24 protein-coding genes and 2 pseudogenes are annotated in these 23,573 nt (G+C 70.5%); 7 read left to right on the top strand and 19 right to left on the bottom strand.

What is annotated here, in order from left to right:
• Nucleotides 1-35 precede the first annotated feature (35 nt).
• Nucleotides 36-224, top strand: a pseudogene (locus ACP4J3_RS30925) (IS5/IS1182 family transposase); the annotation flags it as partial.
• Nucleotides 225-705: 481 nt separating this feature from the next.
• On the opposite strand, the gene ACP4J3_RS30920 reads toward ACP4J3_RS30925, so the two are convergent.
• Together ACP4J3_RS30920 and ACP4J3_RS30915 are read right to left on the bottom strand one after the other, a co-directional pair.
• The gene (locus ACP4J3_RS30920; RefSeq protein WP_426539370.1) at nucleotides 706-1,188 is read right to left on the bottom strand and encodes a carboxylesterase family protein; all 483 of its coding nucleotides are present in this window, start codon (nucleotides 1,186-1,188) and stop codon (nucleotides 706-708) included.
• Nucleotides 1,160-2,149 (bottom strand): carboxylesterase family protein, encoded by a 990-nt coding sequence (locus tag ACP4J3_RS30915; protein ID WP_426539369.1) that lies wholly within the window; start codon nucleotides 2,147-2,149, stop codon nucleotides 1,160-1,162. The genes ACP4J3_RS30920 and ACP4J3_RS30915 overlap by 29 nt, the downstream gene beginning before the upstream one ends.
• A 97-nt stretch (nucleotides 2,150-2,246) precedes the next feature.
• On the opposite strand from ACP4J3_RS30915, the gene ACP4J3_RS30910 reads away from it, so the two are divergent.
• The gene (locus ACP4J3_RS30910; protein WP_426539368.1) at nucleotides 2,247-3,215 is read left to right on the top strand and encodes a helix-turn-helix transcriptional regulator; all 969 of its coding nucleotides are present in this window, start codon (nucleotides 2,247-2,249) and stop codon (nucleotides 3,213-3,215) included.
• Between the two features lie 227 nt (nucleotides 3,216-3,442).
• On the opposite strand, the gene ACP4J3_RS30905 is transcribed toward ACP4J3_RS30910, so the two are convergent.
• The gene (locus tag ACP4J3_RS30905) at nucleotides 3,443-3,706 is read right to left on the bottom strand and encodes an RICIN domain-containing protein (protein ID WP_426539366.1); all 264 of its coding nucleotides are present in this window, start codon (nucleotides 3,704-3,706) and stop codon (nucleotides 3,443-3,445) included.
• Here ACP4J3_RS30905 and ACP4J3_RS30900 point away from each other — a divergent pair.
• Nucleotides 3,648-4,349, top strand: a pseudogene (locus ACP4J3_RS30900) (AbfB domain-containing protein); the annotation flags it as partial. The gene ACP4J3_RS30905 and the pseudogene ACP4J3_RS30900 sit on opposite strands and share 59 nt — an antisense overlap.
• A 32-nt stretch (nucleotides 4,350-4,381) precedes the next feature.
• Complete coding sequence (locus ACP4J3_RS30895) at nucleotides 4,382-4,504, top strand: hypothetical protein (RefSeq protein WP_426539365.1); 123 nt, start codon at nucleotides 4,382-4,384, stop codon at nucleotides 4,502-4,504.
• A gap of 21 nt (nucleotides 4,505-4,525) precedes the next feature.
• On the opposite strand, the gene ACP4J3_RS30890 is transcribed toward ACP4J3_RS30895, so the two are convergent.
• From ACP4J3_RS30890 to ACP4J3_RS30820, 15 genes are all read right to left on the bottom strand, one after another.
• On the bottom strand, nucleotides 4,526-5,692 hold the full coding sequence (locus ACP4J3_RS30890; RefSeq protein WP_426539363.1) for an NAD(P)/FAD-dependent oxidoreductase: 1,167 nt from the start codon (nucleotides 5,690-5,692) through the stop codon (nucleotides 4,526-4,528).
• Between the two features lie 16 nt (nucleotides 5,693-5,708).
• Entirely contained in the window at nucleotides 5,709-6,422 is a 714-nt protein-coding gene (locus tag ACP4J3_RS30885) for a GntR family transcriptional regulator (protein WP_426539362.1), read from the bottom strand.
• Between the two features lie 54 nt (nucleotides 6,423-6,476).
• A complete protein-coding gene (locus ACP4J3_RS30880; protein ID WP_426539361.1) occupies nucleotides 6,477-7,217 on the bottom strand; it encodes a hypothetical protein in 741 nt (246 codons plus the stop codon).
• Nucleotides 7,218-7,244: 27 nt separating this feature from the next.
• Nucleotides 7,245-7,721: a hypothetical protein gene (locus tag ACP4J3_RS30875; RefSeq protein WP_426539360.1), complete on the bottom strand. Its 477-nt coding sequence runs from the start codon at nucleotides 7,719-7,721 to the stop codon at nucleotides 7,245-7,247.
• Nucleotides 7,718-8,995: an MCE family protein gene (locus ACP4J3_RS30870; RefSeq protein WP_426539359.1), complete on the bottom strand. Its 1,278-nt coding sequence runs from the start codon at nucleotides 8,993-8,995 to the stop codon at nucleotides 7,718-7,720. The genes ACP4J3_RS30875 and ACP4J3_RS30870 overlap by 4 nt, the downstream gene beginning before the upstream one ends.
• On the bottom strand, nucleotides 8,992-10,290 hold the full coding sequence (locus ACP4J3_RS30865; protein ID WP_426539358.1) for an MCE family protein: 1,299 nt from the start codon (nucleotides 10,288-10,290) through the stop codon (nucleotides 8,992-8,994). The genes ACP4J3_RS30870 and ACP4J3_RS30865 overlap by 4 nt, the downstream gene beginning before the upstream one ends.
• A complete protein-coding gene (locus ACP4J3_RS30860; protein WP_426539357.1) occupies nucleotides 10,287-11,405 on the bottom strand; it encodes an MCE family protein in 1,119 nt (372 codons plus the stop codon). The genes ACP4J3_RS30865 and ACP4J3_RS30860 overlap by 4 nt, the downstream gene beginning before the upstream one ends.
• Complete coding sequence (locus tag ACP4J3_RS30855) at nucleotides 11,402-12,481, bottom strand: MCE family protein (RefSeq protein WP_426539356.1); 1,080 nt, start codon at nucleotides 12,479-12,481, stop codon at nucleotides 11,402-11,404. The genes ACP4J3_RS30860 and ACP4J3_RS30855 overlap by 4 nt, the downstream gene beginning before the upstream one ends.
• The gene (locus ACP4J3_RS30850; RefSeq protein ID WP_426539355.1) at nucleotides 12,478-13,530 is read right to left on the bottom strand and encodes an MCE family protein; all 1,053 of its coding nucleotides are present in this window, start codon (nucleotides 13,528-13,530) and stop codon (nucleotides 12,478-12,480) included. The genes ACP4J3_RS30855 and ACP4J3_RS30850 overlap by 4 nt, the downstream gene beginning before the upstream one ends.
• A complete protein-coding gene (locus tag ACP4J3_RS30845) occupies nucleotides 13,527-14,771 on the bottom strand; it encodes an MCE family protein (protein ID WP_426539353.1) in 1,245 nt (414 codons plus the stop codon). The genes ACP4J3_RS30850 and ACP4J3_RS30845 overlap by 4 nt, the downstream gene beginning before the upstream one ends.
• An 8-nt stretch (nucleotides 14,772-14,779) precedes the next feature.
• On the bottom strand, nucleotides 14,780-15,598 hold the full coding sequence (locus tag ACP4J3_RS30840; protein WP_426539352.1) for an MlaE family ABC transporter permease: 819 nt from the start codon (nucleotides 15,596-15,598) through the stop codon (nucleotides 14,780-14,782).
• Between the two features lie 3 nt (nucleotides 15,599-15,601).
• Entirely contained in the window at nucleotides 15,602-16,372 is a 771-nt protein-coding gene (locus ACP4J3_RS30835; protein WP_426539351.1) for an MlaE family ABC transporter permease, read from the bottom strand.
• Nucleotides 16,369-17,313 carry an ABC transporter ATP-binding protein gene (locus ACP4J3_RS30830; RefSeq protein ID WP_426539350.1) on the bottom strand — a complete coding sequence of 315 codons (945 nt, stop codon included), beginning with the start codon at nucleotides 17,311-17,313 and terminating at the stop codon, nucleotides 16,369-16,371. Before ACP4J3_RS30830 ends, ACP4J3_RS30835 begins: the two co-directional genes overlap by 4 nt.
• A gap of 142 nt (nucleotides 17,314-17,455) precedes the next feature.
• Nucleotides 17,456-18,553, bottom strand: coding sequence for an RNA polymerase sigma factor (locus ACP4J3_RS30825; RefSeq protein ID WP_426539349.1), 1,098 nt, complete (start codon nucleotides 18,551-18,553; stop codon nucleotides 17,456-17,458).
• 109 nt (nucleotides 18,554-18,662) lie between these two features.
• Nucleotides 18,663-19,694: a lytic transglycosylase domain-containing protein gene (locus tag ACP4J3_RS30820; RefSeq protein ID WP_426539348.1), complete on the bottom strand. Its 1,032-nt coding sequence runs from the start codon at nucleotides 19,692-19,694 to the stop codon at nucleotides 18,663-18,665.
• Nucleotides 19,695-20,012: 318 nt separating this feature from the next.
• Between ACP4J3_RS30820 and ACP4J3_RS30815 the strand changes: the two genes are divergently transcribed.
• Entirely contained in the window at nucleotides 20,013-21,236 is a 1,224-nt protein-coding gene (locus tag ACP4J3_RS30815) for an RNA-guided endonuclease InsQ/TnpB family protein (protein ID WP_426539346.1), read from the top strand.
• 56 nt (nucleotides 21,237-21,292) lie between these two features.
• Here the strand turns inward: ACP4J3_RS30815 and ACP4J3_RS30810 are convergent, their stop codons facing one another.
• Nucleotides 21,293-21,877: a DoxX family protein gene (locus ACP4J3_RS30810; protein WP_426539345.1), complete on the bottom strand. Its 585-nt coding sequence runs from the start codon at nucleotides 21,875-21,877 to the stop codon at nucleotides 21,293-21,295.
• A gap of 170 nt (nucleotides 21,878-22,047) precedes the next feature.
• On the opposite strand from ACP4J3_RS30810, the gene ACP4J3_RS30805 reads away from it, so the two are divergent.
• Together ACP4J3_RS30805 and ACP4J3_RS30800 are read left to right on the top strand one after the other, a co-directional pair.
• Complete coding sequence (locus ACP4J3_RS30805) at nucleotides 22,048-22,374, top strand: nuclear transport factor 2 family protein (protein ID WP_194046824.1); 327 nt, start codon at nucleotides 22,048-22,050, stop codon at nucleotides 22,372-22,374.
• A 66-nt stretch (nucleotides 22,375-22,440) separates the two neighbouring features.
• On the top strand, nucleotides 22,441-23,427 hold the full coding sequence (locus tag ACP4J3_RS30800) for an aldo/keto reductase (protein WP_426539344.1): 987 nt from the start codon (nucleotides 22,441-22,443) through the stop codon (nucleotides 23,425-23,427).
• Nucleotides 23,428-23,573: the final 146 nt, after the last annotated feature.

Raw genomic sequence — 23,573 nt, 5'->3', positions numbered from 1 at the left:
GGCGTAAAGCCATCACACGCGGACCGCATGACTGGTCCGGCGCGAACCTGCGCGACAGCCAGGCCCGGGAGCCCCTCGTCTGCGGTATCCCGCCGATCCGCTCCCGCCACGGTCCGCGCCGACGCCGGCCGGCCGCGCTCCACGCCGACAAGGGCTACGGCTACGACCACCTGCGTCGTCGGCTCAGCAAACGCGGCCTGCGGCCGTCCGCCCGCCGTGGAGTGGCCTGGGGCTTAGACGTCGACAGGTGGCAGGAGCGGGCCGGCACCCGCCGAAGGCGCATCGAGCCAGTGGCCACGGTCCTCGCGAGCCACGGTCGAGGCCGAGCAGCTCCAGCGCGAGAGCCTGGGCCAGCCGGGCGGCGGCCTGCTCACCGGGAACCGCGGTGTGCCGCCGGCCGACGGCTTCCACTGCGGTCCGGGCGAGCACGGCTGACCAGCGGGCTCCGCGGCCGCGAAGCCACCCACGCTCCAGGGCGGGGAGGATGCCGGCCAGCAGCCCGCGCAGACGGTTGGAGGCACGGGTCCGGTCGCAGACCATGCAGATCCTGGCCGCCGTAATGACATGGTGCTCTGCTGCTCGGAAGAGTCTCGCTCGCGCGATCTTCGGACGGCAGACGGCATTCCGCGCCATACGTGACATCCAGCGTCAGGGTTCCCACGGCGTTTCCGTAAAGCCGGCCGGTCGCTCTCGCTCCCGGGTGCGTCAGGACGGCCGGGCGGGCCAGAGCGCGGTGACGTCGTCGGCCGGGGGTTCGGTGATCATCCCGTCGGCATCGGCCGGGGAGCCGCCGATGGCCCGGGAGTTGCCCGCGGCTTCCGGGGCGTACGGCGGCCAGCCCGGGTCGCCGGTGGCGGCGAAGGCGCCCCAGGCGCCGACGAGGGTGTCACGGGCGGTGAGGTGTTCGGGGGTGTCGGCGCCGACGAGGGCGAGTTTGTCGAAGACGTGGAGCAGGTCGGCGCCGTGGAAGGCTCCCATGGCCGGTCCGCACGGTTCGTCGACGAGGAGGTAGTGGTAGGCGCGGCCTCCGGCCCCTGCCTGGGCCTGAGCCAGACGCGTGGCCGGGATCCGGTAGAGGGCGTCGGTGAGGAAGGCGCTGCGCAGGGCTGACAGGTCGTCGGGGTCGGCGGTGCGGCTCCGGTAGGCGTCGAGGAACTTCTCAGGTTCCGTGACACCGGCGCGCCGCATCTCCGATGTCGGCGGCGGCGCCGTCGGCGACGGCCTGCTGCGGGGCGACGGGCAGCACGCTGCCGTCGAGTACGGCACCCCAGGAACGGCCGCCGGGCAGGTTGCGCTGCCCGATGTCGCCGGTGACGACGGTGCTCTGCACGTCCAGGATCCGCTGGCAGGCGACGGTGAGCAGGTCCTCGGGGCTGTCGAGGCGGAGTGCGCTGATCAGGTCCTCGGCCATGGTGGTGGCGGTGGCCCGGTCGAAGATCCGGGACGTACTGCCGCTCTGCAGGATCGCCTTGTGGAAGAGGCCGGCTGCTGCGGGTGCGGCCAGCAGGGCTCCGATGGAGAAGGCACCGGCGGACTGCCCGGCCACGGTGATGTTGCCGGGGTCACCGCCGAAGGAGGCGATGTTGTCCCGTACCCAGCTCAGTGCGGCCATCTGGTCCTGCAGGGCGAGATTGGTCGACCCGGCCCACTGGCTGCCGAGGTCGGCCAGGTGCAGGAAACCGAGTGCTCCCAGGCGGTAGTTGGCGGTGACGACGACCGCGCCGGTCTGCCGGGCGAGCGTGGCCCCGTCGCTGTACGGGGGTGCGGCGGAGCCGGCGTCGTATCCGCCGCCGTAGATCCACACGATGACGGGGCGGAGGGCGTCCTCGGCCGTCGTCGTGGGCGTCCAGACGTTGAGATACAGGCAGTCCTCGGACGTCTCCCGGATTTCCGCCGTGGGGAAGGCGGGGAAGGTGGACGTCCGGCTCGCCCCCGGCACCAGGGATGACGCGCCCTGGGCGGGCGCCGGTGCGAAGCTGTCGGCCTGGCGGACGCCCTGCCACGGCCGGGGCGGCTGGGGCGGGCGGAACCGCAACTCCCCCACCGGGGGTGCGGCGAAGGGGATACCGGCGAAGAGTCGACCTCCGTGCGGGAGTACGGATCCGCGGACGGTTCCCGTGGTGGTGTCGGTCAGAAGTGTGACTGTCATGGCGTGCGCCTGTCTCCCCATGGTGCGAGGTCAGGTGGGTGGCAGTGAGCATTCCACCCATACGTGACACCCGACGTCAGGATTTACGCTCACTCGTGTGAAAGCCGACCGACTGCTGTCCATCCTGCTGCTCCTGCAGACCCGCGAACGGATCTCCCACGTCGAACTCGCCGACCACCTGGAGGTCTCCGTCCGCACCGTCTACCGCGACGTCGAAGCGCTGTCCGCCGCCGGGGTCCCGGTGTGGACGGAGCGCGGACGCAGCGGCGGCGTCCGGCTGCTGCCCGGCTACCGCACCGACGTCACCGGGCTGACCAACGACGAGGCACGCGCCCTGTTCGTCCTCGCCACCGAGGGCACGCACGACGCCCTCGGCCTCGGCGAGGCGATCCGCACCGCGCTGCGCAAGGTCATGGCCGCGCTGCCCGCCCCGCACCGCGGCGAGGCCGAGCGCACCAGCGAGCGCGTCCTCGTCGACCCCGTCCGCTGGATGCACGGCATCGAAACGGCCTCCGACGCCCATCTCGCAGAGCTCCAGCACGCCGCCTTCACCGACTGCCGGCTCCGGCTGACCTACCGCAGCAGCGACGCCCGCGAGCCGCGCAGCCACACCGTCGACCCGTACGGGCTGGTCAGCAAGGCAGGCGTCTGGTACCTGGTCGCCGACCGGGACGGTGAGCCCCGGCTGTTCCGCGCCGACCGCGTCATGGCCGCCGAGGTCACCGACGAACCCGTCCACCGCCGTCCCGGCCAGAACCTGGCCACCGTCTGGGCCCTGCTGCGCGAACGCTTCGAGAGCCTGCCGGACGGCATCCGGGTCCGCTGCCGCGTACGCCGCGCGCAACTGGAGATCTTCCAGCGCCTGTTCGCCTCCCAGCTCGTCGCCCCGCCCCACCCCACGGATGACGGCTGGGCCCGCGCCGAACTCGCCTTCCGCGAACTTCCCGACGTACGCGGCCTGCTCTCCCTGGGCGCCGCTGTCGAGGTCCTCGACCCGCCCGAGGCCCGCGCCGAACTCGCCGCCGTGGCCACCGAACTCACCGCGCTCTACGGTGCGCGGACCTGACCGCACCTACCGACCTGCGCCGAACGGCAGGTCGGCATCGAGACCGCTATCGCATTCGTAGGGTTGCGCCAACCGGTCTTGCCGCCCGTCTGCCTGCCGGGCCGTCCTGTTCGCGGCGATCTACGCACCGGTCGAATGCGCCCGACAGTTCCGAGACGCAGTCTTCCCATGCCGCAGCGAAGTGGCGGGAGCGGGCGTATCCGCACCGCTCTCCGTGGTCGGGACCGTCAGAGGGCGATGATCTGCCACTGCTTCTCAGGCGCGCGGTCGTAGGTGAACTGGTTGATGTTGGCCCCGTCGGCGGTCGAGCCTGCGTCGACGTTGAGCGACAGTCCGCTGAACCGGTTGGTGAGGTAGTAGTAGCCGTCGCCGGTCGGAGTGAGGGCCCAGTGCTGCTGGGGAACGTTGTGGTCCCCATAGATGGAGACGTTCCCGCCGTCCACCTGGACCAAGCGGGGCGTGATCCTGGAGAAGGACCTCTCGCTCGGCATCAAGGGGACCGGCCACCACTCCGTCGTCCAGGTGCCGAACACCGACGACTGGTACATCGCCTACCACCGATTCGCCATCCCCGGCGGTGACGGCACCCACCGCGAAACCACCATCGACAAGCTGGAGTTCACCTCGGACGACCTGATCGAGAAGGTCGTCCCCACCCTGAGCGGCATCGACCCGGTCACCACCGGCACGGCCCTACCGGCCAACGCCACCCGCTCGCTCCGATCGGCCAACTTCCCCGGCCGCTACGCCGTCGTGCGCTCGGACGGCCGCGGCTACCTCGACCCGGTGACGTCCTCCAGCGCAACGGCGGTCAAGCAGAGCGCCACCTTCACCATCGTCCCCGGGCTGGCCGACTCCAAGTGCTACTCGTTCCGTGACTCGTCCGGCCGCTATCTGCGCCACTGGGACTTCCGGGTCCGCTTCGACGTGAGCAACGGCACGACGCTCTTCAACAAGGACGCCACGTACTGCGCGCGTCCGGGCGCGACCGTCGGCTCGGTCAGCCTGGAGTCGTACAACTACCCCGGCCGCTATCTCCGCCACTACTTCTACGAGCTGCGCATCGACCGCTACCAGGACAACGCCACTTTCCGCGCCGACAGTTCCTTCACGGCGGTCAGCCCCTGGACCTGATCGATTCCCTCGCTCGCCTGCGTCTCCGCTGGGTGGTCCGCCTCCTCGGCCTCGAGCCGGGCGGGCCGGTCGTATGGGAGCCCGACGGCCGCATGCGGTTGCTGGTCGTCGACAGCCCGCAGGAGGGACCGGCACGGGAAGCCGTGCCGGTCTGACAGGACGGTCGGAGCGGTGAGCTACTGCTCACCCAGCCTGGTGGCGTGTTGTGCCACCTCCGTGTCCGAGCGCCGGGTGCCGGTGAATCGTGTGGGCCGGAAAGCCCGGAGGAGGTCCTGCTCCTGATCGGTCGCGATCTCGGTCGCGACCAGGCGTCCCAGAATCGGCGCCAAGGTGATCCCGCTGTGCGAGACGAGACAGTAGACGCGGGATTGCCCGGACGGGTAGCCGGCGATGGTGTGCCCGTCCACGGGCAGTGATCGCAGACCGACACGGAGGCCGATCCGCGGTCGCTCGCCCGGGTCGGGCAGCACCGCGGAGAACCGCTGCGCGAGGGTACGTGCGAGGTTTCCGTCCGGGGACGGAGGGTTGTCCGGATCGACGTGCGCGTTCAGATCGAGGGCTTGCAGGACCGCGTGCCCGCCGGCCGAGGGCCGGAGGTTGAGCCCGGGGCTGTGGATCACACAGCGCAGGTCGAGTTCCGGGGACCTGGCGTAGCCGAGCAGACCGACGGTCGGCGATCCACGGCCGGTCCCCGTCACCATCGGAACGTCGATCCCGGCCCGGGCGGCCAGACGCTCCGACCAACGGCCTGCCGCCAGGACCACTCGATCGCCCCTGAGGACTTTGCCTCCGGCCAGGGTGACGGACACTGCGTCAGGCTTGTCCGCGACGGCCACGACTCGGCCGATCGCGTACGTGGCTCCGTGCCGCTCGGCGTCGGCCAGCAGGTTGCCGACGAAGAGGTCCGGCAGCACGTATCCCTCGCTGGGAAAGTGCGCGATGGACGTGATGGCCGAGGGGATCCGCAGGTCGCCCGCGAACCGCGTCGCCTCGTCAGGCGTGACGAAGCGGGCCGGGTAGCCGAGGGCCCGCAGCCGTTCCACGTTGTCGGCGAGCCATTGCTCGCTCGAGGAGTCCGCCCACTGCAGCGCCCCGCTGGGGAAGTACGACCGCGTGCCCCCGAGTTGCCCGGCCAGCCTGCCGTGCTCCTCCATCCCCGCAACGCCCAGCCGGTGGTAGTCCGGGTCGAGCCTGCGGTACGAATTGATCCAGGCGAAGGTGGTCGAGGACGTACCGGTGCCGGCTCCCCGCTGATCGAGCAGGACGACGTCCTCGCCCGCCAGAGCGAGCTGCCTCGCGACGCTCACGCCCAGCGCGCCGGCACCGACAATGATGATCTTCATTGTTCCGGGCTCCTTCTCATGGGGCGGGGACGGGAAGCTCCAGGAAGAACTCGGCGGTTCCCGGGCGGACCAGGGTCGTCACCACCTCGACGGCGCTTGCGTCGTCGGTACGCAACTCCCTGCGCCTCATCAGCGCAGGCGTTCCGACCTCGCTGTGCAGCAACGCGGCGTCGTACTCGTCGAGGCTCACCGGGTCGAGGTAGAGGCGGATCGAGTCGACCGGTACTCCTGTGCGCCGCAGATACGGCAGGGTGACGAGGTCTTCGAGGTCCTCGTTCAGCAGATCGGGAGCTGCCGCGAAGAGAACGACATGCCGTTCGACGGACTGCGGCTCCTCGCGTACGTCCAGCTTCCGGCGGACCAGTTCCACCACGGCCGTGTCGGCGGCGGCACCGGGGAGCGCCAGGACGGCGTCGGCGGCCCTGACGATCCGTGCGGACACGACCTCGTGTCGGCCCGGAGTGCCCTTCGCGGCCACCTCCGGAGTGACGAAGCCGAGCAGATTGATCTGCCGCCTCACGTCCGCGACAAACGTTCCGTGACGCCGCCGCCGGATCGCCAGCCCCGCCTCGGCCAGGTCGTTGAGGACCCGTTGGGCTGTGGCCCGGCTGACGCCGTACTCCGCGGAAAGATCCATCTCGGTCGGCAGGCGTGCACCGGCGGCCAGGTCACCGGACCGGATTCTGGCTTCCAGCTCTCGCCTGATCTGCACGTAAAGGGGTGCGGACACATTTGGACAGTACAATTGGCCAATTGACCGGTCAATACCTCGGGCAGCCTCTACTCAGAGCGCGTCCACCGCGCTCACCTTCCAGCCGCCGTCCGTGTCGGACATCGTCATCCGCACCCGGTTCAGATCCACCCGCGGCACCGAAACCTGCGTGCTCTCGGTCACCTGGTTGATGAAAAGCAGGACCACGACCTTGTCCGGGGAGGCCGAGACGACGGAGGCCGCCGGGGTTCCGCCGGAGGCCGGGGCGGCGACCGTTGCCTTGACCACGCCCCGGTACTTCTGGGCCGTGGGGGCGACCACGGTCTTTGTCGTCTTCCCGTATTCCTCGCGGAAGCCGCCCGTCAGGTGGGTACGGGCTCTCGCGAAGTCCTTGTCCAAGTGGCGGTAGTCGTAGGAGAGGACGTGGGGTGCCGCCTTCCGGGCCGCCGCCAGGGCCTCCGTGCGGGCGGTCTCCGTGCGGTGGGCGTTCCAGGAGTGCCATCCGAGTACGGCCGCTGCGATCAAGGTCGCCACGAGCAGGATGCCGAGCAGTGCCGGGAGCGGCGGCCTTCGGCGGACGGGCGTGCCTGGGAGGTCCTTAGGGAGGTCCTTCGGTAGGGCGTCGTCTTTCTCGAAAGCCTCTGATGACGGCTCCGGCGGGTCCTCCCAGCCGTTCTTCGGGGCCTCGATCAGCACGGTGCGGCCCGCGACGGTGACTGCCGAGTCCCGTTCGCGGTGGCCGCGTTCCGCTCGCTTGGCCGCCGCGCGGGCTGCCGCCGTCATCGTGCGCCGAGTGGCGGTCGTCTTCGGCATGGTCCTCGTACTCCTCACTCGTGCTTGTCAGCCGACGAACTCGACGTCCGACGTCAGCCAGCGGCCGTCCTTGTGGACCAGGTCCAGTTGGAGGCGGTACGTGCGCGCCTCGCCCTTGGGCACGGCCGTGTTCGTCACCTTGCTGTCGGCCACCACCAGGACGCGCGCGGAGTTCTCGTCGGAGCGGACGATGCCCGCCTCCAGGACCTGGCCCTCGGAGACCGACTTGTTCTGGGCCACCAGCTCCGTCAACTGCTTCGTCTGCGCCGCGAACTGCTTTTTGAAGTCGCCGGTCGCGCCCGACAGGACGTTCGCGCTGTCGCGGTCGTAGTGGCGGTAGTCGAGGGACGTGAAGTTCAGGGCTGACTGGCGGGCTGCTGCCAGGACTTCCTGGCGGCGCTGGTCCGTCTCGCGCTGGTCCAGGACGACGAAGGCCAGCCAGATCGTGAGCGCGGTGGTGACGACCGTCGCCGTCGCCAACCCCACCGACAGAACTCTTCTCATGCCATCGGGCCAACGAGTAGCCATTGCCACGACTCCTTTCCGAATACGGTTCGCTGGCCGCCCGTCGAGCCGATCCGGACGGGCGTTCCCTCCGGGCCGGTGGTGGTGCCCGTCTCCGGGTCGTACGGGGTGACGTAGGCCGCGCGGTCCGCGCCGCCGTCCGGCGCCGACGCGCCCGGCGCGTTCTGCGCGCCCCGCACCGACGACTCGCTCCCGCGCGGCAGCGTGCAGCGGGCCTGTGTGTTCGGCTCGCGCGTGCTCGTGTCCGACGGGTCGCGGCGGGGCGTGCCGTAGCCCTGTTTGCACGCCGGCGGGTCGTCGGCGTTCAGCACCATGCCGAAGTGGGTCGTGCCGTCGCCCGGTACGACCGTGTAGCTGCCCGCCACCATCACCGGGAAGGTGACCAGGGCCTGTTCCACGCCGGGCAGCCTCGCCAGCGTCACCTGGCCGCCGCTGATCAGGTTCGACAGTAGGACCGACAGGTCGGGGTCCACGGACTTGAGCAGTGAGTTCACTTCCTGTGCCGCCGGCCTCGCGTTGCCGATCAGCTTGCGCAGGTCCCCGTCACTCGCCTTCAACTGGGCGGTGAGAGCAGCCAGATCGCTCGCGAACGACTTGATCGACGATCCCTGGTCCGCCTGTGTCTTCAACACCTTCCTCGAGTCCTCGATCAGCGCGATCGTCTCCGGCAGCGCGTCGGACGCCGACTCGACCAGGTCGTTTCCCGAGTCCACCAGGCGGCTCAAGTTCGGGCCGGTTCCGGCGAAGGCCTCGCCCAGCTCGTCGATCGTCACCCGGAGGTCCTTCTTGCCGACCGAGTTCACCAGGCGGTCCAGGCTGAGGACCATGTCCGTCGTCGGCAGCGGTACGCGGGTGTTGCGGCGCGGGATGTCACTGCCGTCCAGCAGGTAGGGGCCGTCGGCCGTGCGCGGCTGCAGGTCCACGTACTGCTCGCCCACCGCCGAGCGGTTAGCCACCACGGCCAGGGTGTCCGCGGGGATGCCGGGCGCCCCGTCCTCGATGTCCAGGGCGATCGACACGCCGCCCTTGCCCGTCAGGTGCAGCGCGCCCACCTTTCCCACCGGCACCCCGCGATACGTCACCTCGGCGCCAGGGAAGACGCCCCCGGAGTCGGGGAAGTCCGCGCGGACCGTGTAGCCGCGGTCCAGGATTTCGTCCACCAGGCCCGTGTACTCGGCGCCTACGTATGACACCCCTACTGCGGTGATGGTGGTGAAGGCCAGCAGTTGGAACTTGACCGTACGGGTGATCACGGCTGGACCCCCTTCAGCAGCAGCTCGGCGAGTTCGAGGTTGATCCCCTGGGGCGGCCAGTTGTTCCCGGCCGTGTACGCGGCGGCCGTGCACACCGGCGGGCACAGCAGGTCTCCGCCGCCCCCGGAGGGGGCCGAAGGTGACGACGGCGCGCTCGGGCCGTCCGGCAGCGCCGTGGGCGTCGGCACGCCCGGCACCTCCGGGAGGTCCGGTACGTCCGGCAGGTCGGGGGGTGAGGGAAGCTCCGGCGGCCCGTCCGGGTCCCCGTCCCCGCCGTCGCCGCCCGGCTCCTCCGTCAAGTTGCCGTAGATCCCCGCCAGATCGAGGTCCGCGGTGATGTGGAGGTTCACATAGTCGCCCTTGATCGCGTCCACCGCGTTGCGAGGGAAGGGGTAAGTCGTCAGCAGTTCAAGGGAGTTGGGCAGGTCGTCGCCCGCCTTGTTGAGCTGTTGCAGGATCGGGCGGAGCCGCTTCAGGTTCGCGACCGTGTCGTCGTGCGAGGCGTTGACCACCTTGGTGCCCGTCTTGCCGAGTTTCGACAGGGCGGTGAGCATGCGCGTCAGGTCGCGGCGCTGGTCGGCCAGGACCTTGAGCGCCGGTGGCATCTCCTCCACCGCCTCGGCGATGGTTTCCTTCTCCTTGCCCAGGCGCTTGGCGAGTCGGTCGACGGCCTTCAGCGCCCGGACGATGTCCTGCTTCTGCTTGTCCAGGCCGCCCAGGAAGACATCCAGCTCCTTCAGCAGCGACTTGACCCGGTTCTCCCGCCCCTCCAGCGCCTTGTTCAGCTCCACGGTGATCGTCTTGAGCTGGGCCACCCCGCCGCCGTTGAGCAGGGCCGACAGCGCGGACAGCACCTCCTCGACCTCCGGGTTGCGGCCGCTGCGGGACAGGGGGATCACATCGCCGTCGTCCAGTCGGCCGACCGGCTCCGTGTCCGTCGGCCTCGACAGCGCCACGTACTTCTCGCCGAGCATGCTGGTCTGCCGCAGCTCGGCGATCGCGTTGGCCGGTAGCTTCACCGAGTCGGCCACCCGCAGCCGTACGCGCGCGTGCCAGCCGTCCAGCTCGACCTTCTCGACCGCGCCGACGGTGACGTTGTTGACCTTCACCGACGACTGCGGGACCAGGTCCAGTACGTCCCGGAACTCGACCGTGACGTGGTACGCATTGCCGTCCGCCGCCGCGCCGCCCGGCAACTGGACGTCGTACCAGCCGTTGAACTCGCAGCCGGAGAGGAACAGCGAACCGACCGCCGCCCATGCGACCACCCCGCCCTTGCGCAGCACCCGCCTCATGCGCTCGCCCCCAGGATTCCGCCGAGGGTGCGGTCGACCGTGCCGGTGACCGCCGGTCCCTGGGGTACCTCGGGCAGGGAGTCGAACAGCTCGTTCAGGTCCCGGCAGTCGGTCCGCTCCCCGGTCGTCCGCAGGATCGAGCACAGCAGGGACGCCGGATCCTGTGCCTGGTCGGCGTTGTTGCGGGTGTCGAGGGTGCCGGCCGACGGGTTGTAGGCGTTGTTGAGGTTCGACATGCCCGTGGGGGCCACCTCCAGCAGCTCCTCCAGCGCCGCGCGCTGCGTGACGAGCACCTTGGTCACCTTGCTGAGGCCCTCCACGTTCGAGGTCAGCGACTTCTTGTTGTTCTTCACGAAGGCCGACACATCGCCCAGCGCCGTGCCCAGGTTCTTCAGCGCCGCCGCCAAGTCCTTGCGCTCGGCGGCGAGTTGACCGGCCACCTTCGCCAGGCTGGTGTTGAACGACCGCACGCTCTTGTCGTCCGCCGCCAGCGCCGCCGTGAACACCTGGAGGTTGCGGACCGTGCCGAACAGGTCCGTGCGGCCGTCGGACAAGGTCGTCACCGCCGCCGACAGGTCCTCGATCGTCCGGTGCAGGTTCCTGCCCTGGCCGTCCAGGTTGTCCGCGCTGACGCCCAGCAGCCGGGACAGGGCGCCGTCCTTGTTGGCGCCGTCCGGGCCGAGCGCCTCGGCCGTGGTGTGGAGGCTGTCGAAGACACGGTCCAGCTCGACGGGTACGGCCGTGCGCGACTCGGGGATCTCGTCGCCGGTACGCAGCGCCGGGCCGCTGCCCCGGTACACCGGCAGCAGTTGCACATAACGGTCGCTGACCACCGATGAGTTGATGATCGCCGCCTGCGCGTCCGCCGGGACCCTGCGGTCCGCGTCGTACTCCAGCTCCACCCGCACCCGGCCGCCCTCGGGCGTGATCTCCTTGACCTCGCCGATCCGCACGCCCAGCACGCGGACGTCCGAACCGGGGTAGATGCCGACCGTGCGCGGGAAGTACGCCGTGACCCGGACCGGCTCGGGGCGCGGCCACAGGACGTATGTGAGCGCGGCGACCAGGGTCAGGGCGGTCAGCAGGGCCGCGCGCTTCTTCCAACGGCTGCTCACTGGGCACCACCTCCCGACTGCGCCCGCGGCACCACCGGAGCCGCGACCAGGTTCTGGACGTAGGAGTCGAACCAGCGGCCGTTGCCGAGGGTGTTGGTGAAGAGCCGGACATAAGGGGCCATGAGCTTGATGCTCCGGTCCAGGCTGGACTGGTTCCGCTCGAGCATGTCCACCACGCGGTTGAGGCCCTTGAGCGCGGGGCCGATCTCCTTTTCGTTGTCCTGGACCAGACCGGAGAGCTGGATGCCGAGCGCGGCGGAGCTCTTCAGCAGCTTGTGGATCGCCTCGCGCCGCGCGCTGATCTCCTTGAACAGCTTGTCGCCGTCCTTGACCAGGGCGGTGAAGTCCGAAGAGCGCTCCGCCAGGACGCCCGTGACACCGTTCGCGTGGTCGAGCAGCTCGCGCAGCGCCTTGTCGCGGGAGGCCACCGTCCGGGAGATCTGCGACAGGCCCTTGATGGACTCGCGTACCTCCGCGGGGGAGTCCTCGAAGGTGGCGGAGATCGTGTCCAGGGCCTTCGCCACGCGGTCGGTGTCGACCTTCTCCGTCGTGGTGGTCAGGTCGCTGAAGGCCTGGACGACGTCGTACGCCGGGGTGGTGCGCCGGAGCGGGATCTCGCTGCCGGGCGCCAACTGGCCCCGGCCCTTCGGGTGCAGGGCCATGTACTTCGCGCCCAGGATCGTCTTGACCCGGATCGACGCGCCGGTCTCGGCGCCGAAGGCAGGCTCACCCTTGATCTTGAAGGTGACCTTCACGTGGTCGCCGTCCAGGTCGACCTCCTGCACCTTGCCGACCTTGACCCCGGCGATCCGCACCTCGTCGCCGGGCTTGAGACCGCCCGCCTCCGCGAAGGCCGCGCTGTACGTCTCGCCGTCGCCGATGACCGGCAGGCGGTCGGCGTTGAAGGCGGCCACCGTCAGCAGCGCCAGCACGGTGAGGCCGACGGCGCCGATGACGACGGGGTTGCGCTCGCGGAAGGGGGAGAGGTGCGGACGGCGGAGGCGTGGGAGCCGTATGCGCGGGGGCTCCACCCGCACCTTGATCAGCGGCTCCGGCCGGTGCTTACGGCTGCTCATGCCCCGCACCTCGCCCTCGCCACATGCAGATCGGGCGTGAGCACCTGCTGCGACCGGGTCTTCGTCTTCGGCAGCACGATCCGGCCGTCGAAGTCACACAGGTAGAAGTTGAACCACGAGCCGTAGGACGCCGTTCCCGTCAGCTCGCCCAGCTTGTTCGGCAGCCGCTTCAGCACGCCCTCCACGGTCTTCTCGTTGTCGTTCAGCGTTCCGGTGAGCTCGGTCAGCTCGGCGATGTCGTCCTTGAGCGGCGGGCGCGCGTCCTTCAGCAGGCCCGAGGTCGCCTCCGTCAGATCGCCGATGCTCACCAGCGACTCCCCGATGGGCTTGCGGTCGGCGGCGAGGCCCGAGATGACCCGGCGCAACTGCTTGAGCAGGCCGGAGAAGCGGGCGCCGCGCTTGTCCAGCGTGCCCAGCACCGTGTTGAGGTTGTCGATCACCGAGCCGATCAGCTTGTCGCGGCCGGCCAGCGTGGAGGTGAGGGATGCCGTGTGCACGAGGAGGCTGTTGACCGTGCCGCCCTCGCCCTGGAGGGTCTTGATGATCTCGGTGGCGAGCTGGTTGACGTCCTTCGGGCTGAGCGCGGCGAAGAGCGGCTTGAAGCCGTTCAGCAGGGCGTTGAGGTCCAGCGCCGGCTGGGTGCGCGACCGCGGGATCGTCGACCCGGGGCGCATCCGGGTGCCGTCGCCCGCGCCCTCCGCCAGCGCGATGTACCGCTGGCCGACCAGGTTGCGGTACCGGATGACCGCGCCCGTACTGGTCAGCAGGGGCCGGTTCCGGACGACCGTGAAGGTGACCTCGGCCAGCGTGCGGTCCTTGATCTGGATGCCCTCGACCTCGCCGACCCGCACCCCGGCCACCCGGATGTCGTCGCCCTCCTCCAGGCCGGTGACGTCGCTGAAGACGGCGCGGTAGGTGTCCTTCGGGGTGAAGGAGATGTTCACGATGGTGGCCGCGAGCAGGGCCGTCGCCAGGATCGTCACCAGCGCGAAGACGCTGAACTTGATCAGCGGGGCGGCGGTCTGCCGGGCTCCTCCCGTAGTCCTCATGCCACACTCACCGCCGTTCCGCGCGCCAGCGGCCCGAACAGCAGGGTCGTGACCGGCGGCACCTGGTCGGCCGGCACCCCGAGGACCGGGGCCACGAGCGAGCCGACCGCCCGCTGCTCGCCCCGGGTGGCGGAGACGCCGAGCGGGCCGCCGTCCGAGGACGAACCCGGCTTCTTGGAACCGTCGTCGAGATGAGCGCCCGGCGCCGGCACCCGGGGGTGCGGCAGACCGTGGCAGTTCGGCCCCGACCGCTCGCCGTAACGCGGCTCCTCGCCCGGCTCGTACGCCCCCTGCGGCCGTACGACCTCCAGCGTGATGTGCATCTTTCCGCCCCGGAACGCCTCCTCCGAGGCCTTCTCCTGCCGGACCAGACCGGCCAGCAGACAGGGGTACTCGGGGGAGTAGCGGGCGAACAGCTCCAGTGTCGGGCGGGAGACCTGGCCGAGTGTGATCAGCCGGTCGCCGTTGACGTCGAGGAAGTCCTCGGCCGTGCCGGCCACGGTCGCCGTGGTCTTCAGCGCCGCCGCCAGCCGGTCCTTCTGCTCGACGAGCGTGCGGCTGGTGGTGACCGAGTTGCGCAGGATGTCCATCAGGTCGGGCGCCGCGTCGCCGTAGATCTCGGCGACCTCGGCGAAGCGGGCGATGTCCTCGGTGAGGGACGGCAGGTGGGGGTTGAGGCGGCGCAGGTAGGCCTCCAGGCGGGTGAGGTTGTCGCCGATGCGGTCGCCGCGGCCGTCGAGGGCGGTGGCGAACGCGGACAGGGTGGCGTTGAGCTTGCCGGGCTGGACGGTGCGCAGCAGGGGCATCAGGTCGTTCAGGAGCTGCTGCACCTCGATGCCGACGCGGGTGCGGTCCTGGGTGATGACGTCACCGGCGCGGATCGGGCGGGCCGACGAGCGGCCGGGCGGCACCAGGTCGACGTACTTCTCGCCGAACAGCGTCTTGGGCAGCAGCCGCGCGTGCACGTCCGACGGGATGTACGCGACGTGCTCCGGCTTGAGCGCGATGTCGAGGCGCGCCTTCGTCCCGTCGGCGTGCACCTCGCGCACCTCGCCGACCAGCAGCCCGCGCAGCTTGACGTCGGCGCGCGGGTCGAGCTGGTTGCCGAGGCTGTCGGCCTCCAGAGTGATCCGCACCACCGGCGTGAACGCCTGCTGGTAGACGGCCACGGACAACGACAGCAGCAGCGCGAGCACGGCCAGGAACACGACGCCGTACAACCGCAGTCTCAGCACTCTCATACGGCGGCTCACCCCGCTATCCGTACGGTCGTGTTGGCGCCCCAGATCGCCAACGACAGGAAGAAGTCCAGGACGTTGATCGCCACGATCGAGGTCCGCACCGCACGGCCCACCGCGACGCCGACGCCCGCCGGGCCGCCGCTCGCGTAGTAGCCGTAGAAGCAGTGCACCAGGATGATCAGGACGGCGAAGACGAGCACCTTGCCGAAGGACCACAGCACGTCGACCGGGGGCAGGTACTGCTGGAAGTAGTGGTCGTAGGTGCCGGCCGACTGGCCGTAGTAGCCGGTGGTGATGGTGCGGGCTGCGAGATACGACGACAGCAGGCCGATCACGTACAGCGGGATCACGGCCACGAACCCGGCGATCATCCGCGTCGTCACCAGGAACGGCAGCGAGGGCACACCCATGACTTCGAGGGCGTCGGTCTCCTCGCTGATCCGCATCGCGCCGAGCTGGGCGGTGAAACCGGCGCCGACGGTCGCGGAGAGGGCCAGCCCGGCCACCAGCGGGGCGATCTCGCGGGTGTTGAAGTACGCCGAGAGGAAGGCGACGAAGTTGGAGGTGCCGAGCTGGTTGAGGGCCGCGTAGCCCTGGAGGCCGACCTCCGTGCCCGTGAAGAAGGACAGGAAGGCGATCACGCCCACCGTGCCGCCGACGACGGCGAGTGCGCCGCGGCCGAAGCTCACCTCGGCGAGCAGCCGCAGGATCTCCTTCTTGTAGCGGCGCAGGGTGCGGCCCGTCCACGCCAACGAGCGGCCGTAGAAGGAGAGTTGAGTGCCCAGCGCTTCGAGGGAGTGCAGTGGTCGCTGGAGAAGTCGTCGCATCGGCTAACCCCTCTGCGGGACGACCTGGAAGTACACCGCGGTCATCACGAAGTTGGTCACGAACAGCAACATGAAGGTGATCACCACCGACTGGTTCACCGCGTCGCCCACACCCTTCGGCCCGCCTTTCGCCGTGAGTCCCTTGTACGAGGCGACGATCCCGGCGATCGCGCCGAACACGAGTGCCTTGACCTCGGCCGCCCACAGGTCGGAGAGCTGGGCGAGGGTGGTGAAGGAGGCGAGGTAGGCGCCCGGGGTGCCGTTCTGGAGGACGACGTTGAAGAAATAGCCGCCCGCCACGCCGACCACCGATACCAGGCCGTTGAGCAGCACCGCCACCAGCATCGACGCCAGCACGCGCGGGACGACGAGGCGGTGGATGGGGTCGATGCCCAGCACCTGCATCGCGTCGATCTCGTCCCGGATCTTCCGGGCGCCCAGGTCCGCGCAGATCGCCGTGCCGCCCGCGCCCGCGATCAGCAGCGCCGTGACGATCGGCGAGGCCTCGCGCAGCACGGCCAGCACGGAGGCGGCGCCGGAGAAGGACTGGGCGCCGAGCTGCCGGGTCAGGCTGCCGATCTGCAGCGCGATGACGGCCCCGAAGGGGATGGAGACGAGCGCCGTCGGCAGGATGGTGACACTCGCGACGAACCACGCCTGCTGGATGAACTCCCTCGCCTGGAAGGGGCGCCTGGGGATGGTCCGGACGACGTCCAGCGCCATCGCGAACAGGCTCCCCGACTGCCGCAGCCCTCCGATCGGTGACAGGCTCATGCGCCGGCCACCGCCTTGTGGTGCAGCGCGGCCTCGCGCCGGGCGATCGCCTCCCAGCGCGGTGGCCGGGGGATGCCCGGCCCCGGCAGCAGGCGGGGAGTCATGGCCTGGCTGCCGGGTGTCTGTGCGGGCTCGCTTCCGTTGAGCGCGGCCAGTTCCTGCTCGACCTGGGCGGCGTCCTTCTCCTCCGCCATGCCGATCGGGCCCTGCATCCGGCCGTTCAGGAACTGCCGTACGACGGGCTCGTCGCTGGTCAGCAGCTCCTCCCGCGGCCCGAACATCACCAGCTCACGGCGGAACAGCAGCCCGATGTTGTCCGGCACCTGGCGGGCCGAGGCGATGTCGTGGGTGACGATCAGGAAGGTCGCGTCGATCTGGGCGTTGAGGTCGACGATGAGCTGGTTGAGATAGGCGACCCGGACCGGATCCAGGCCCGAGTCGGGCTCGTCGAAGAGGATGATCTCCGGGTCGAGCACGAGCGCCCGCGCCAGCCCCGCCCGCTTGCGCATCCCGCCGGAGATCTCGCCGGGCAGCTTCCCCTCCGCGCCGATCAGCCCGACCATGTCCATCTTCTCCAGCACGATGCGCCGGATCTCGCTCTCGGACTTACGGGTGTGCTCGCGCAGCGGGAAGGCGATGTTGTCGTACAGGTTCATCGAGCCGAACAGCGCGCCGTCCTGGAACAGCACGCCGAAGAGCTTGCGCACCTCGTACAGGTCGTGCTCGCGCAGCTTGGTGATGTCCCGGCCCTGGATCGTGATCGACCCGCGCTCCGGCTTCAGCAGTCCGACGAGCGTCTTGAGGAACACCGACTTGCCCGTGCCCGAGGGGCCGAGCATGACCGATACCTCCCCGGCGGGCAGCGTCAGTGACACGTCCTGCCAGATGACCTGGTGGCCGAAGGACTTGGTCAGCCCTTCCACACAGATCTCGACACCCATCCGGTTCACCCTTCAGCCCCTGGAGCAGCTCCGACATCTGCTCTACGGGGAGGGGCGGGGCGTCCGTCGCCGAGGTGGCGGATTTTTTTCGAGCGGGATGGTGGGTGGGTGATTTGGGAGGTTTACGGCCGCTTGGCCGGGGCTACGGCAGGGTGCTCGCCGTCGGCGTGGGGAGCGCGGGGGGCGGTACGGCGGTGGGGGCGTCGTCCGGGACCGCCGTCGCCGCGTCCGTCGGATCGGCCGGGGGCGCTACGGGCAGGTCGGGGGCCTCGGGGACCTCGGGCAGCTCCGGCACGGTCGGCACCTCGGGGACCGGCGGGACCTGCGGTGCGGAGAGCGCCGGCAGCGGGGACACGGAGACCGGCGGGACGTCCGGCACCTTCGGCAGCGACGGGACGGACAGCGGGAGGAACGATTCACCCGACGGGGACTCGGTCGCTCGCCGTTCCGCCGTCGCCCCGGCGGGCCGGTTCCCCTCCGGCCCCCGGCCCTCACCCTCCTCCGGACGCAACGCCTCCGCGCCGTCCGGCGTGGCGACGGCGGGCCGAGGCTTGGTGCCGTCCGCGTCCCCGCCCCCGTCGAGGGCGTGCGGCAGGACGAACCCCGCGACCGCCAGCGTCGCCGCCGTCGAGGCCACCGCCACGGCCTGCACCTTGCCGCCGCCGCGCGGCCGCCCCCACCCGATGAGGAACAGGGCGAACCCGAGCGTCGCGGCCAGCGACTGCCGCAGCGTCCGCCGCGCCCGGGCCAGCAGCGACTCGACGGTCCGGTAACTGAGCCCCATCCGGACGGCGACCTGGCCGACGTCCAGGTCCTCCGACTTCAGCCGCAGCGCCTCGGCCTGCCGCGCGGGCAGTTCACCACTGCGCACCGCCAGCCACTTCGCCTCGGCCCGGTCGCACACCGCCTCCTCGACGGGGACGGGGCCGGGGGCGATGAGGGTCGGGCTGGTGCGCACCTGGGCCTCGCGGTTGACCTGCCGGTAGCGGTCGACGCACAGCCGCATCGTGACCGTCGTCAGCCAGGCCGCGAGCCGCTCGTCGTCCAGGTCGGGGCGCTCGGCGGCGCGCAGCATGGCCTCGTGCACCGCGTCCTCGGCGTCCTCCGCGCTCATCGACCTGCGCCGGGCCACCTTGAGAAGCTGCTCGCGGTGGCTCCACATGTGTCGCCACCGTTCGTCGGCGGCGTCCATCTCCGCAGGTATCTCTGCGGGCATGTCCGCAGGCATGTCCGTCGCCATGAGGGCCCCTTCGCGCTCACCCGCCGGTTTCGTTCCGTCCGGCGGGGCGCGACATTACCGTCGAGTATCGGCCGTTGTGGAGGGGGCGGCGGTCATCGAGTCCGCGCTGTTACTGGTGAGTGAGGGCGCCGTCGGACAGCAGGTCGTCGCCGGGAAGGTCGATATCCGGGGTGGGGAGGGGGAGTTGGGGGTTCTCGGACTCCTCGGGGCTGGGGCCGGGGTGGGGGGTCGACGGGGTGGCGGTCGGACGGGTGGAGGGGTGGGTCGGCGCGACGGTGATTGCCTTCGGTTTCGGTTTCGGTGTGGGCTTCGACTGCGGCTTCGGCTTCGAGGCTGACCCTGATGGTTCGGGGCGAGTGGAGGGACCGGCCGAGCTGTCCGGGACCACCCGGTGGCCGTCCAGGAAGTACGCGTACCAGGCCCTGACCGTGCGCAGATAGGCCGCCGAGTGGTTGTAGCCGAGGATCGCCCGGTCCAGGTCGGCCGGGTCCGACAGGTCCCGCCCGCCCGCGCAGAGATACCGCCCGGCGGCGAGGGCCGCGTCGAAGACGTTGTTCGGGTCCGTGCGCCCGTCACCGTTGCCGTCCGCACCCCAGCGGGCCCACGTCGACGGGATGAACTGCATCGGCCCGACCGCGCGGTCGTACGCCGTGTCCCCGTCATGGGCGCCGCCGTCGGTGTCCCGGATCAGCGCGAACGCCATGCCGTCCAGCCGTGGGCCGAGGATCGGCGTCACGGTCGTACCGTCCGTCGTCACCCGCCCGCCCCGGGCCTGCCCGGACTCCACCTGCCCGATCGCCGCCAGCAACTGCCACCGCAGCCGGCAGCCGGGCGCCTCGCGCGCGAGCCGCCGCTCCGCCTGCCGGTACGCGGCGAACACGCTCGCCGGCAGCGCGGCGTCCGCCTCGGCCGGGACGGTGGCCTGGTCGCCGTCGGGTTTCCCGGTCCGCAGCGGCGGCAGCTCGGTGCGGTACGGGGTGTCGCCGGAGATGCTCGGTCCCTGCTCGGCGGGTGTCTGCCTCGGTGCCGGCGCCGCGGTGCGCGCCGGGATCGCCCCTGGCGCCTGTGAGGCGGTGAGCGCCACCATCGCCGCCAGCGCGGCCGCCGTACCTCTGGCGGCTCTGCCTCCGTGCCCTGCCACGGTCTGTTCCCCTCCCTGCGGACGTCTGTCTGTCGTCTGCTCTACGGGGGAGGGCGGGGGGTCCGTCGCGCGGGGCGCATCACCGTTTCCGGGCTGTTCCTGGAGGCTGGACGTGGACGACCCCTTCCACGGCTTCAACGAGGGCTCCACGCACCTCCGGGTCGGCGCGCACGACCAGCCGCGCTTCCCACCGGTTCGAGAGCGACGCGGGGCGTCGCGGTGTTTTTCCGGCGGAGCCGGGCAGTGCACGACCCAGGTGACATCTCGTACACATGTTCCTGGCGGCAGCGGGTGTTCGAGCTTTCTAGGCTGATCGGCATGCAACTCCGGTACGCGTTCAGGCTCTACCCGAATGCCGGTCAGCGCACTGCGCTGGCCAGGGCGTTCGGGTGCGCCCGTGTGGTGTTCAACGACGCGGTCCGCGCCCGTGAACACGCCCGTAAGGCCGGGCAGCCGTTCCCGACGGCTGGAGAGCTGTCCCGGAAGCTGATCACCGAGGCGAAGCGGACGAGGGAGCGGTCCTGGCTGGGTGAGGTGTCCGCGGTGGTGCTCCAGCAGTCACTGCGGGATGCCGAGAGCGCGTACCGCAACTTCTTCGCCTCCCTCAAGGGCACCCGCAGGGGACCGAAGCTGGGCGCACCGCGCTTCAAGTCCCGCAAGGACGCCCGGCAGTCGATCCGGTTCACCGCCAACGCCTGCTGGAAGATCACCGGCCATGGCTGTCTGAACCTTCCGAAGATCGGCGCGGTGAAGGTGAAGTGGTCCCGCGCCTTGCCGGCCACCCCCACCTCCGTCACCGTCATCAAGGACGCGGCCGGACGGTACTTCGCCTCCTTCGTCATCGACACCGACCCCGCCGCCGACGCCACCCGGATGCCGGAGACCGACCGCACCATCGGCATCGATCTCGGCCTGACCCACTTCGCGGTCCTCTCCGATGGCACGAAGATCGACTCCCCGCGCTTCCTTCGGCGCGCGGAGAAGAAGCTGAAGAAGGCCCAAAAGGAGCTGTCCCGCAAACAGAAGGGATCAAAGAACCGGGCCAAGGCCCGCCTGAAGGTCGCCCGCGCCCACGCCACAGTTGCTGACGCCCGCCGTGAGTTCCACCACCAGCTCTCCACGAAACTGATCTCCGAGAACCAAGGGATCGCCGTGGAGGACCTGTCGGTGGCGGGACTGGCCCGCACGAAGCTGGCCAAGTCCGTCTACGACGCCGGATGGGCACAGTTCATCAGCATGCTGGCGTACAAAGCGGAGCGGTACGGCCGCACCCTGGTGAAGATCGGCCGCTTCGAGCCGACCTCCCAGACCTGCTCCACCTGCGGCGCTGTGGACGGGCCCAAACCCCTGAACGTGCGGGAATGGACCTGTGCCGCCTGTGGCACCCTCCACGATCGGGACACCCATGCCGCGATCAACGTGAAGACGGCCGCCGGACTGGCGGTATCGGCCTGTGGAGCGCCGGTAAGACCGGGAGCAATCCCGGCACAGCGCGAAGAAACAGGAAGCCATGGAATCCCGACCGGGCCCCGTGCCGCGTAGCGGCACAGCAACGATCGGGAAGGCCGCAATCCTCGGGCTTCAGCCCGAGGAGCAAGTCAATCGCCGAACAACGACTCCTGCCCCTCGAACCCCGCCGCGTCCTCCTCCTTCTCCGGCTTGTCCAGCCGTCGGTTTCGTGCGCCCACCACCAGGGCCGTCACCGCGGCCGTCGTCGCCAGGGCCGTCGGTACCATCCAGCCGCGGTCGAAGACATGGCCGAGGGCGTGGTCGAGGGAGAGCCGGCCGGGGCCCGCGATGGCGAGGCCGGTCGCGGCGAGGCCGAGGGTCGCCGCGTATTCGTAGCCGCCGCTCTGGTTGAAGAAGCCGTTGGGGGCGTGCACGGTTGCCGCCCCCGCCATGCCGCCGGCCGCCGCCGCACCGGCCGCGGGGGTCGCGAGGCCCAGCGCCAGCAGCGTGCCGCCGCCGGCCTCCGCGAGGCCCGCCGCGGTGGCGCTCGCCTTGCCGGGCCGGTAGCCGACCGACTCCATGAACTGGCCGGTCCCCGTCAGGCCGTGCCCGCCGAACCAGCCGAACAGCTTCTGCGTGCCGTGCGCGGCCAGCACCCCGCCGGCACCCAGCCGGAGCAGCAGCAGGCCCAGATCACGTCGGTCGAAAGCACTCGCAGCATTTGCAGCACCCACAGCGACTCCCGGAACAGTCAGCGGAACGGTCAGGTGGAACACTCAGCGGAACACTCAGCAGGGACAGATCCCCTTCCGTGTGTCCACCGTCGCACCCACTACACCCGCCCGGCCTCCTCTCGCCGCCGTTCGGGTGGCGGACCGCCGGGGCCGGTGTGAGGCTGACCGGTATGACGATTCAGACGTCCAAACTGAGCGACCCCGCCGTCCGCGCGTTCGTCACCGCCGTCAACGCCCATGACCGCGAGGGGTTCCTGAACATCCTGGCGCCGGGCGCGACCATGGCCGACGACGGCACCGACCGCGACCTCGCCGAGTGGATCGAGCGGGAGATCTTCGCCTCCCACGGCCACATGGAGGTCGACAACGAGTCCAACCACGGCCGTGACCTCCTCGCCAGCTACCGCAACGACACCTGGGGCGAGATGCGCACCCGGTGGCACTTCGAGGTCGAGGACGACGGCCGGATCTCCCGTTTCGAGACTGGTCAGGCGTAATCGCTTTCAGGGAGTTCGCTCGAGGGCTTGCCTTCGTGTGCGCTTCAACTTCTAACGTCCCTCCTCATGGACACCAAGAGGACTTTGGGACGGACCGGCATCGAGGTAAGCGCTCTCGGCTTCGGCTGCTGGGCCATCGGCGGTGAGTGGCAGTCCGCCGACGGGCAGCCGCTCGGCTGGGGCAAGGTCGACGACGAGGAGTCGGTACGGGCCATCCGGCGCGCCCTCGACCTGGGCGTCACCTTCTTCGACACCGCGGACACCTACGGCGCCGGCCACAGCGAGCGGGTCCTCGGCCGCGCCCTCGGCAAGCGCCGCGCCGATGTCGTCGTCGCCACCAAGTGGGGCAACGTCTTCGACGAGGAGACCCGCACCCTCACCGGCGCCGACGATTCCCCGCAGTACGTCCGCCGGGCGCTGACCGCCTCGCTGAAGCGCCTTGACACCGACCACATCGACCTCTACCAGCTCCATCTGTCCGACGCCGACCCGCAGCGCGCCGCCGAACTGCGCGACGCCTGCGAGGGGTTCGTGCGGGAAGGGCTGATCCGGGCCTACGCGTGGAGCACCGACGATCCGGACCGCGCCGCCGTCTTCGCGCGAGGCGAGCACTGCGCGGCCGTACAGCACATGGCCAATGTGCTCCAGGACGCGCCGCGGATGTTCGAGCTGTGTGCGCAGTTGAAGCTGGCGAGCATCAACCGCAGCCCGCTGGCGATGGGCCTGCTGACCGGGAGGCGCAGGAGCGGGCAGGCGCTGGAGGCCGGGGACATCCGCAGCCGGCCGCCCGAGTGGCTGAAGGGCTTCGAGGACGGATCCGGCGCCGACCCGGACTGGGTGGCCCGCGTGGACGCGCTCAAGGAGGTCCTCACCAGCGGGGGCCGTACCCTCGGCCAGGGCGCCCTGGCCTGGCTGTGGGCGCGCAGCCCGCAGTCCGTGCCGATCCCGGGGTTCCGCTCCGTGGCGCAGGCCGAGCAGAACGCGGGGGCGATCGAGAAGGGGCCGCTCACCGCGCGGGAGATGGCCGAGGTCGACCGGATCCTGGGGCGCTGAGCAGCGCCGCCGTACGCAACCGCATGGCAGCCGTTCCACGTGCCGGTGCGCACCTCGCGGTCCCACGCGAGGTCCACCCCCAACCCGGTGTCGTGGAACGGCCGCCGTTCCCCCCTCGGTTCGGCCTGCGGAAGACCCCTACTCCA

This window comes from Streptomyces sp. UG1, from assembly GCF_049974585.1.
GTDB lineage: Bacteria > Actinomycetota > Actinomycetes > Streptomycetales > Streptomycetaceae > Streptomyces.
The sequence above is the reverse complement of the archived record's forward strand: the minus strand, read 5'-3'. Positions and strand labels throughout refer to the sequence as shown.

What these genes read in the sequence shown, in the direction of transcription:
- ACP4J3_RS30835 (WP_426539351.1), bottom strand. Translation starts at nt 16,372, where the DNA reads ATGAGCCTGTCACCGATCGGAGGGCTGCGGCAGTCGGGGAGCCTGTTC.
- ACP4J3_RS30830 (WP_426539350.1), bottom strand. Translation starts at nt 17,313, where the DNA reads ATGGGTGTCGAGATCTGTGTGGAAGGGCTGACCAAGTCCTTCGGCCAC.
- ACP4J3_RS30905 (WP_426539366.1), bottom strand. Translation starts at nt 3,706, where the DNA reads ATGCCGAGCGAGAGGTCCTTCTCCAGGATCACGCCCCGCTTGGTCCAG.
- ACP4J3_RS30875 (WP_426539360.1), bottom strand. Translation starts at nt 7,721, where the DNA reads ATGAGAAGAGTTCTGTCGGTGGGGTTGGCGACGGCGACGGTCGTCACC.
- ACP4J3_RS30825 (WP_426539349.1), bottom strand. Translation starts at nt 18,553, where the DNA reads ATGGCGACGGACATGCCTGCGGACATGCCCGCAGAGATACCTGCGGAG.
- ACP4J3_RS30920 (WP_426539370.1), bottom strand. Translation starts at nt 1,188, where the DNA reads ATGCGGCGCGCCGGTGTCACGGAACCTGAGAAGTTCCTCGACGCCTAC.
- ACP4J3_RS30880 (WP_426539361.1), bottom strand. Translation starts at nt 7,217, where the DNA reads ATGCCGAAGACGACCGCCACTCGGCGCACGATGACGGCGGCAGCCCGC.
- ACP4J3_RS30845 (WP_426539353.1), bottom strand. Translation starts at nt 14,771, where the DNA reads ATGAGAGTGCTGAGACTGCGGTTGTACGGCGTCGTGTTCCTGGCCGTG.
- ACP4J3_RS30850 (WP_426539355.1), bottom strand. Translation starts at nt 13,530, where the DNA reads ATGAGGACTACGGGAGGAGCCCGGCAGACCGCCGCCCCGCTGATCAAG.
- ACP4J3_RS30815 (WP_426539346.1), top strand. Translation starts at nt 20,013, where the DNA reads ATGCAACTCCGGTACGCGTTCAGGCTCTACCCGAATGCCGGTCAGCGC.
- ACP4J3_RS30800 (WP_426539344.1), top strand. Translation starts at nt 22,441, where the DNA reads ATGGACACCAAGAGGACTTTGGGACGGACCGGCATCGAGGTAAGCGCT.
- ACP4J3_RS30865 (WP_426539358.1), bottom strand. Translation starts at nt 10,290, where the DNA reads ATGAGGCGGGTGCTGCGCAAGGGCGGGGTGGTCGCATGGGCGGCGGTC.
- ACP4J3_RS30890 (WP_426539363.1), bottom strand. Translation starts at nt 5,692, where the DNA reads ATGAAGATCATCATTGTCGGTGCCGGCGCGCTGGGCGTGAGCGTCGCG.
- ACP4J3_RS30855 (WP_426539356.1), bottom strand. Translation starts at nt 12,481, where the DNA reads ATGAGCAGCCGTAAGCACCGGCCGGAGCCGCTGATCAAGGTGCGGGTG.
- ACP4J3_RS30915 (WP_426539369.1), bottom strand. Translation starts at nt 2,149, where the DNA reads ATGACAGTCACACTTCTGACCGACACCACCACGGGAACCGTCCGCGGA.
- ACP4J3_RS30805 (WP_194046824.1), top strand. Translation starts at nt 22,048, where the DNA reads ATGACGATTCAGACGTCCAAACTGAGCGACCCCGCCGTCCGCGCGTTC.
- ACP4J3_RS30840 (WP_426539352.1), bottom strand. Translation starts at nt 15,598, where the DNA reads ATGCGACGACTTCTCCAGCGACCACTGCACTCCCTCGAAGCGCTGGGC.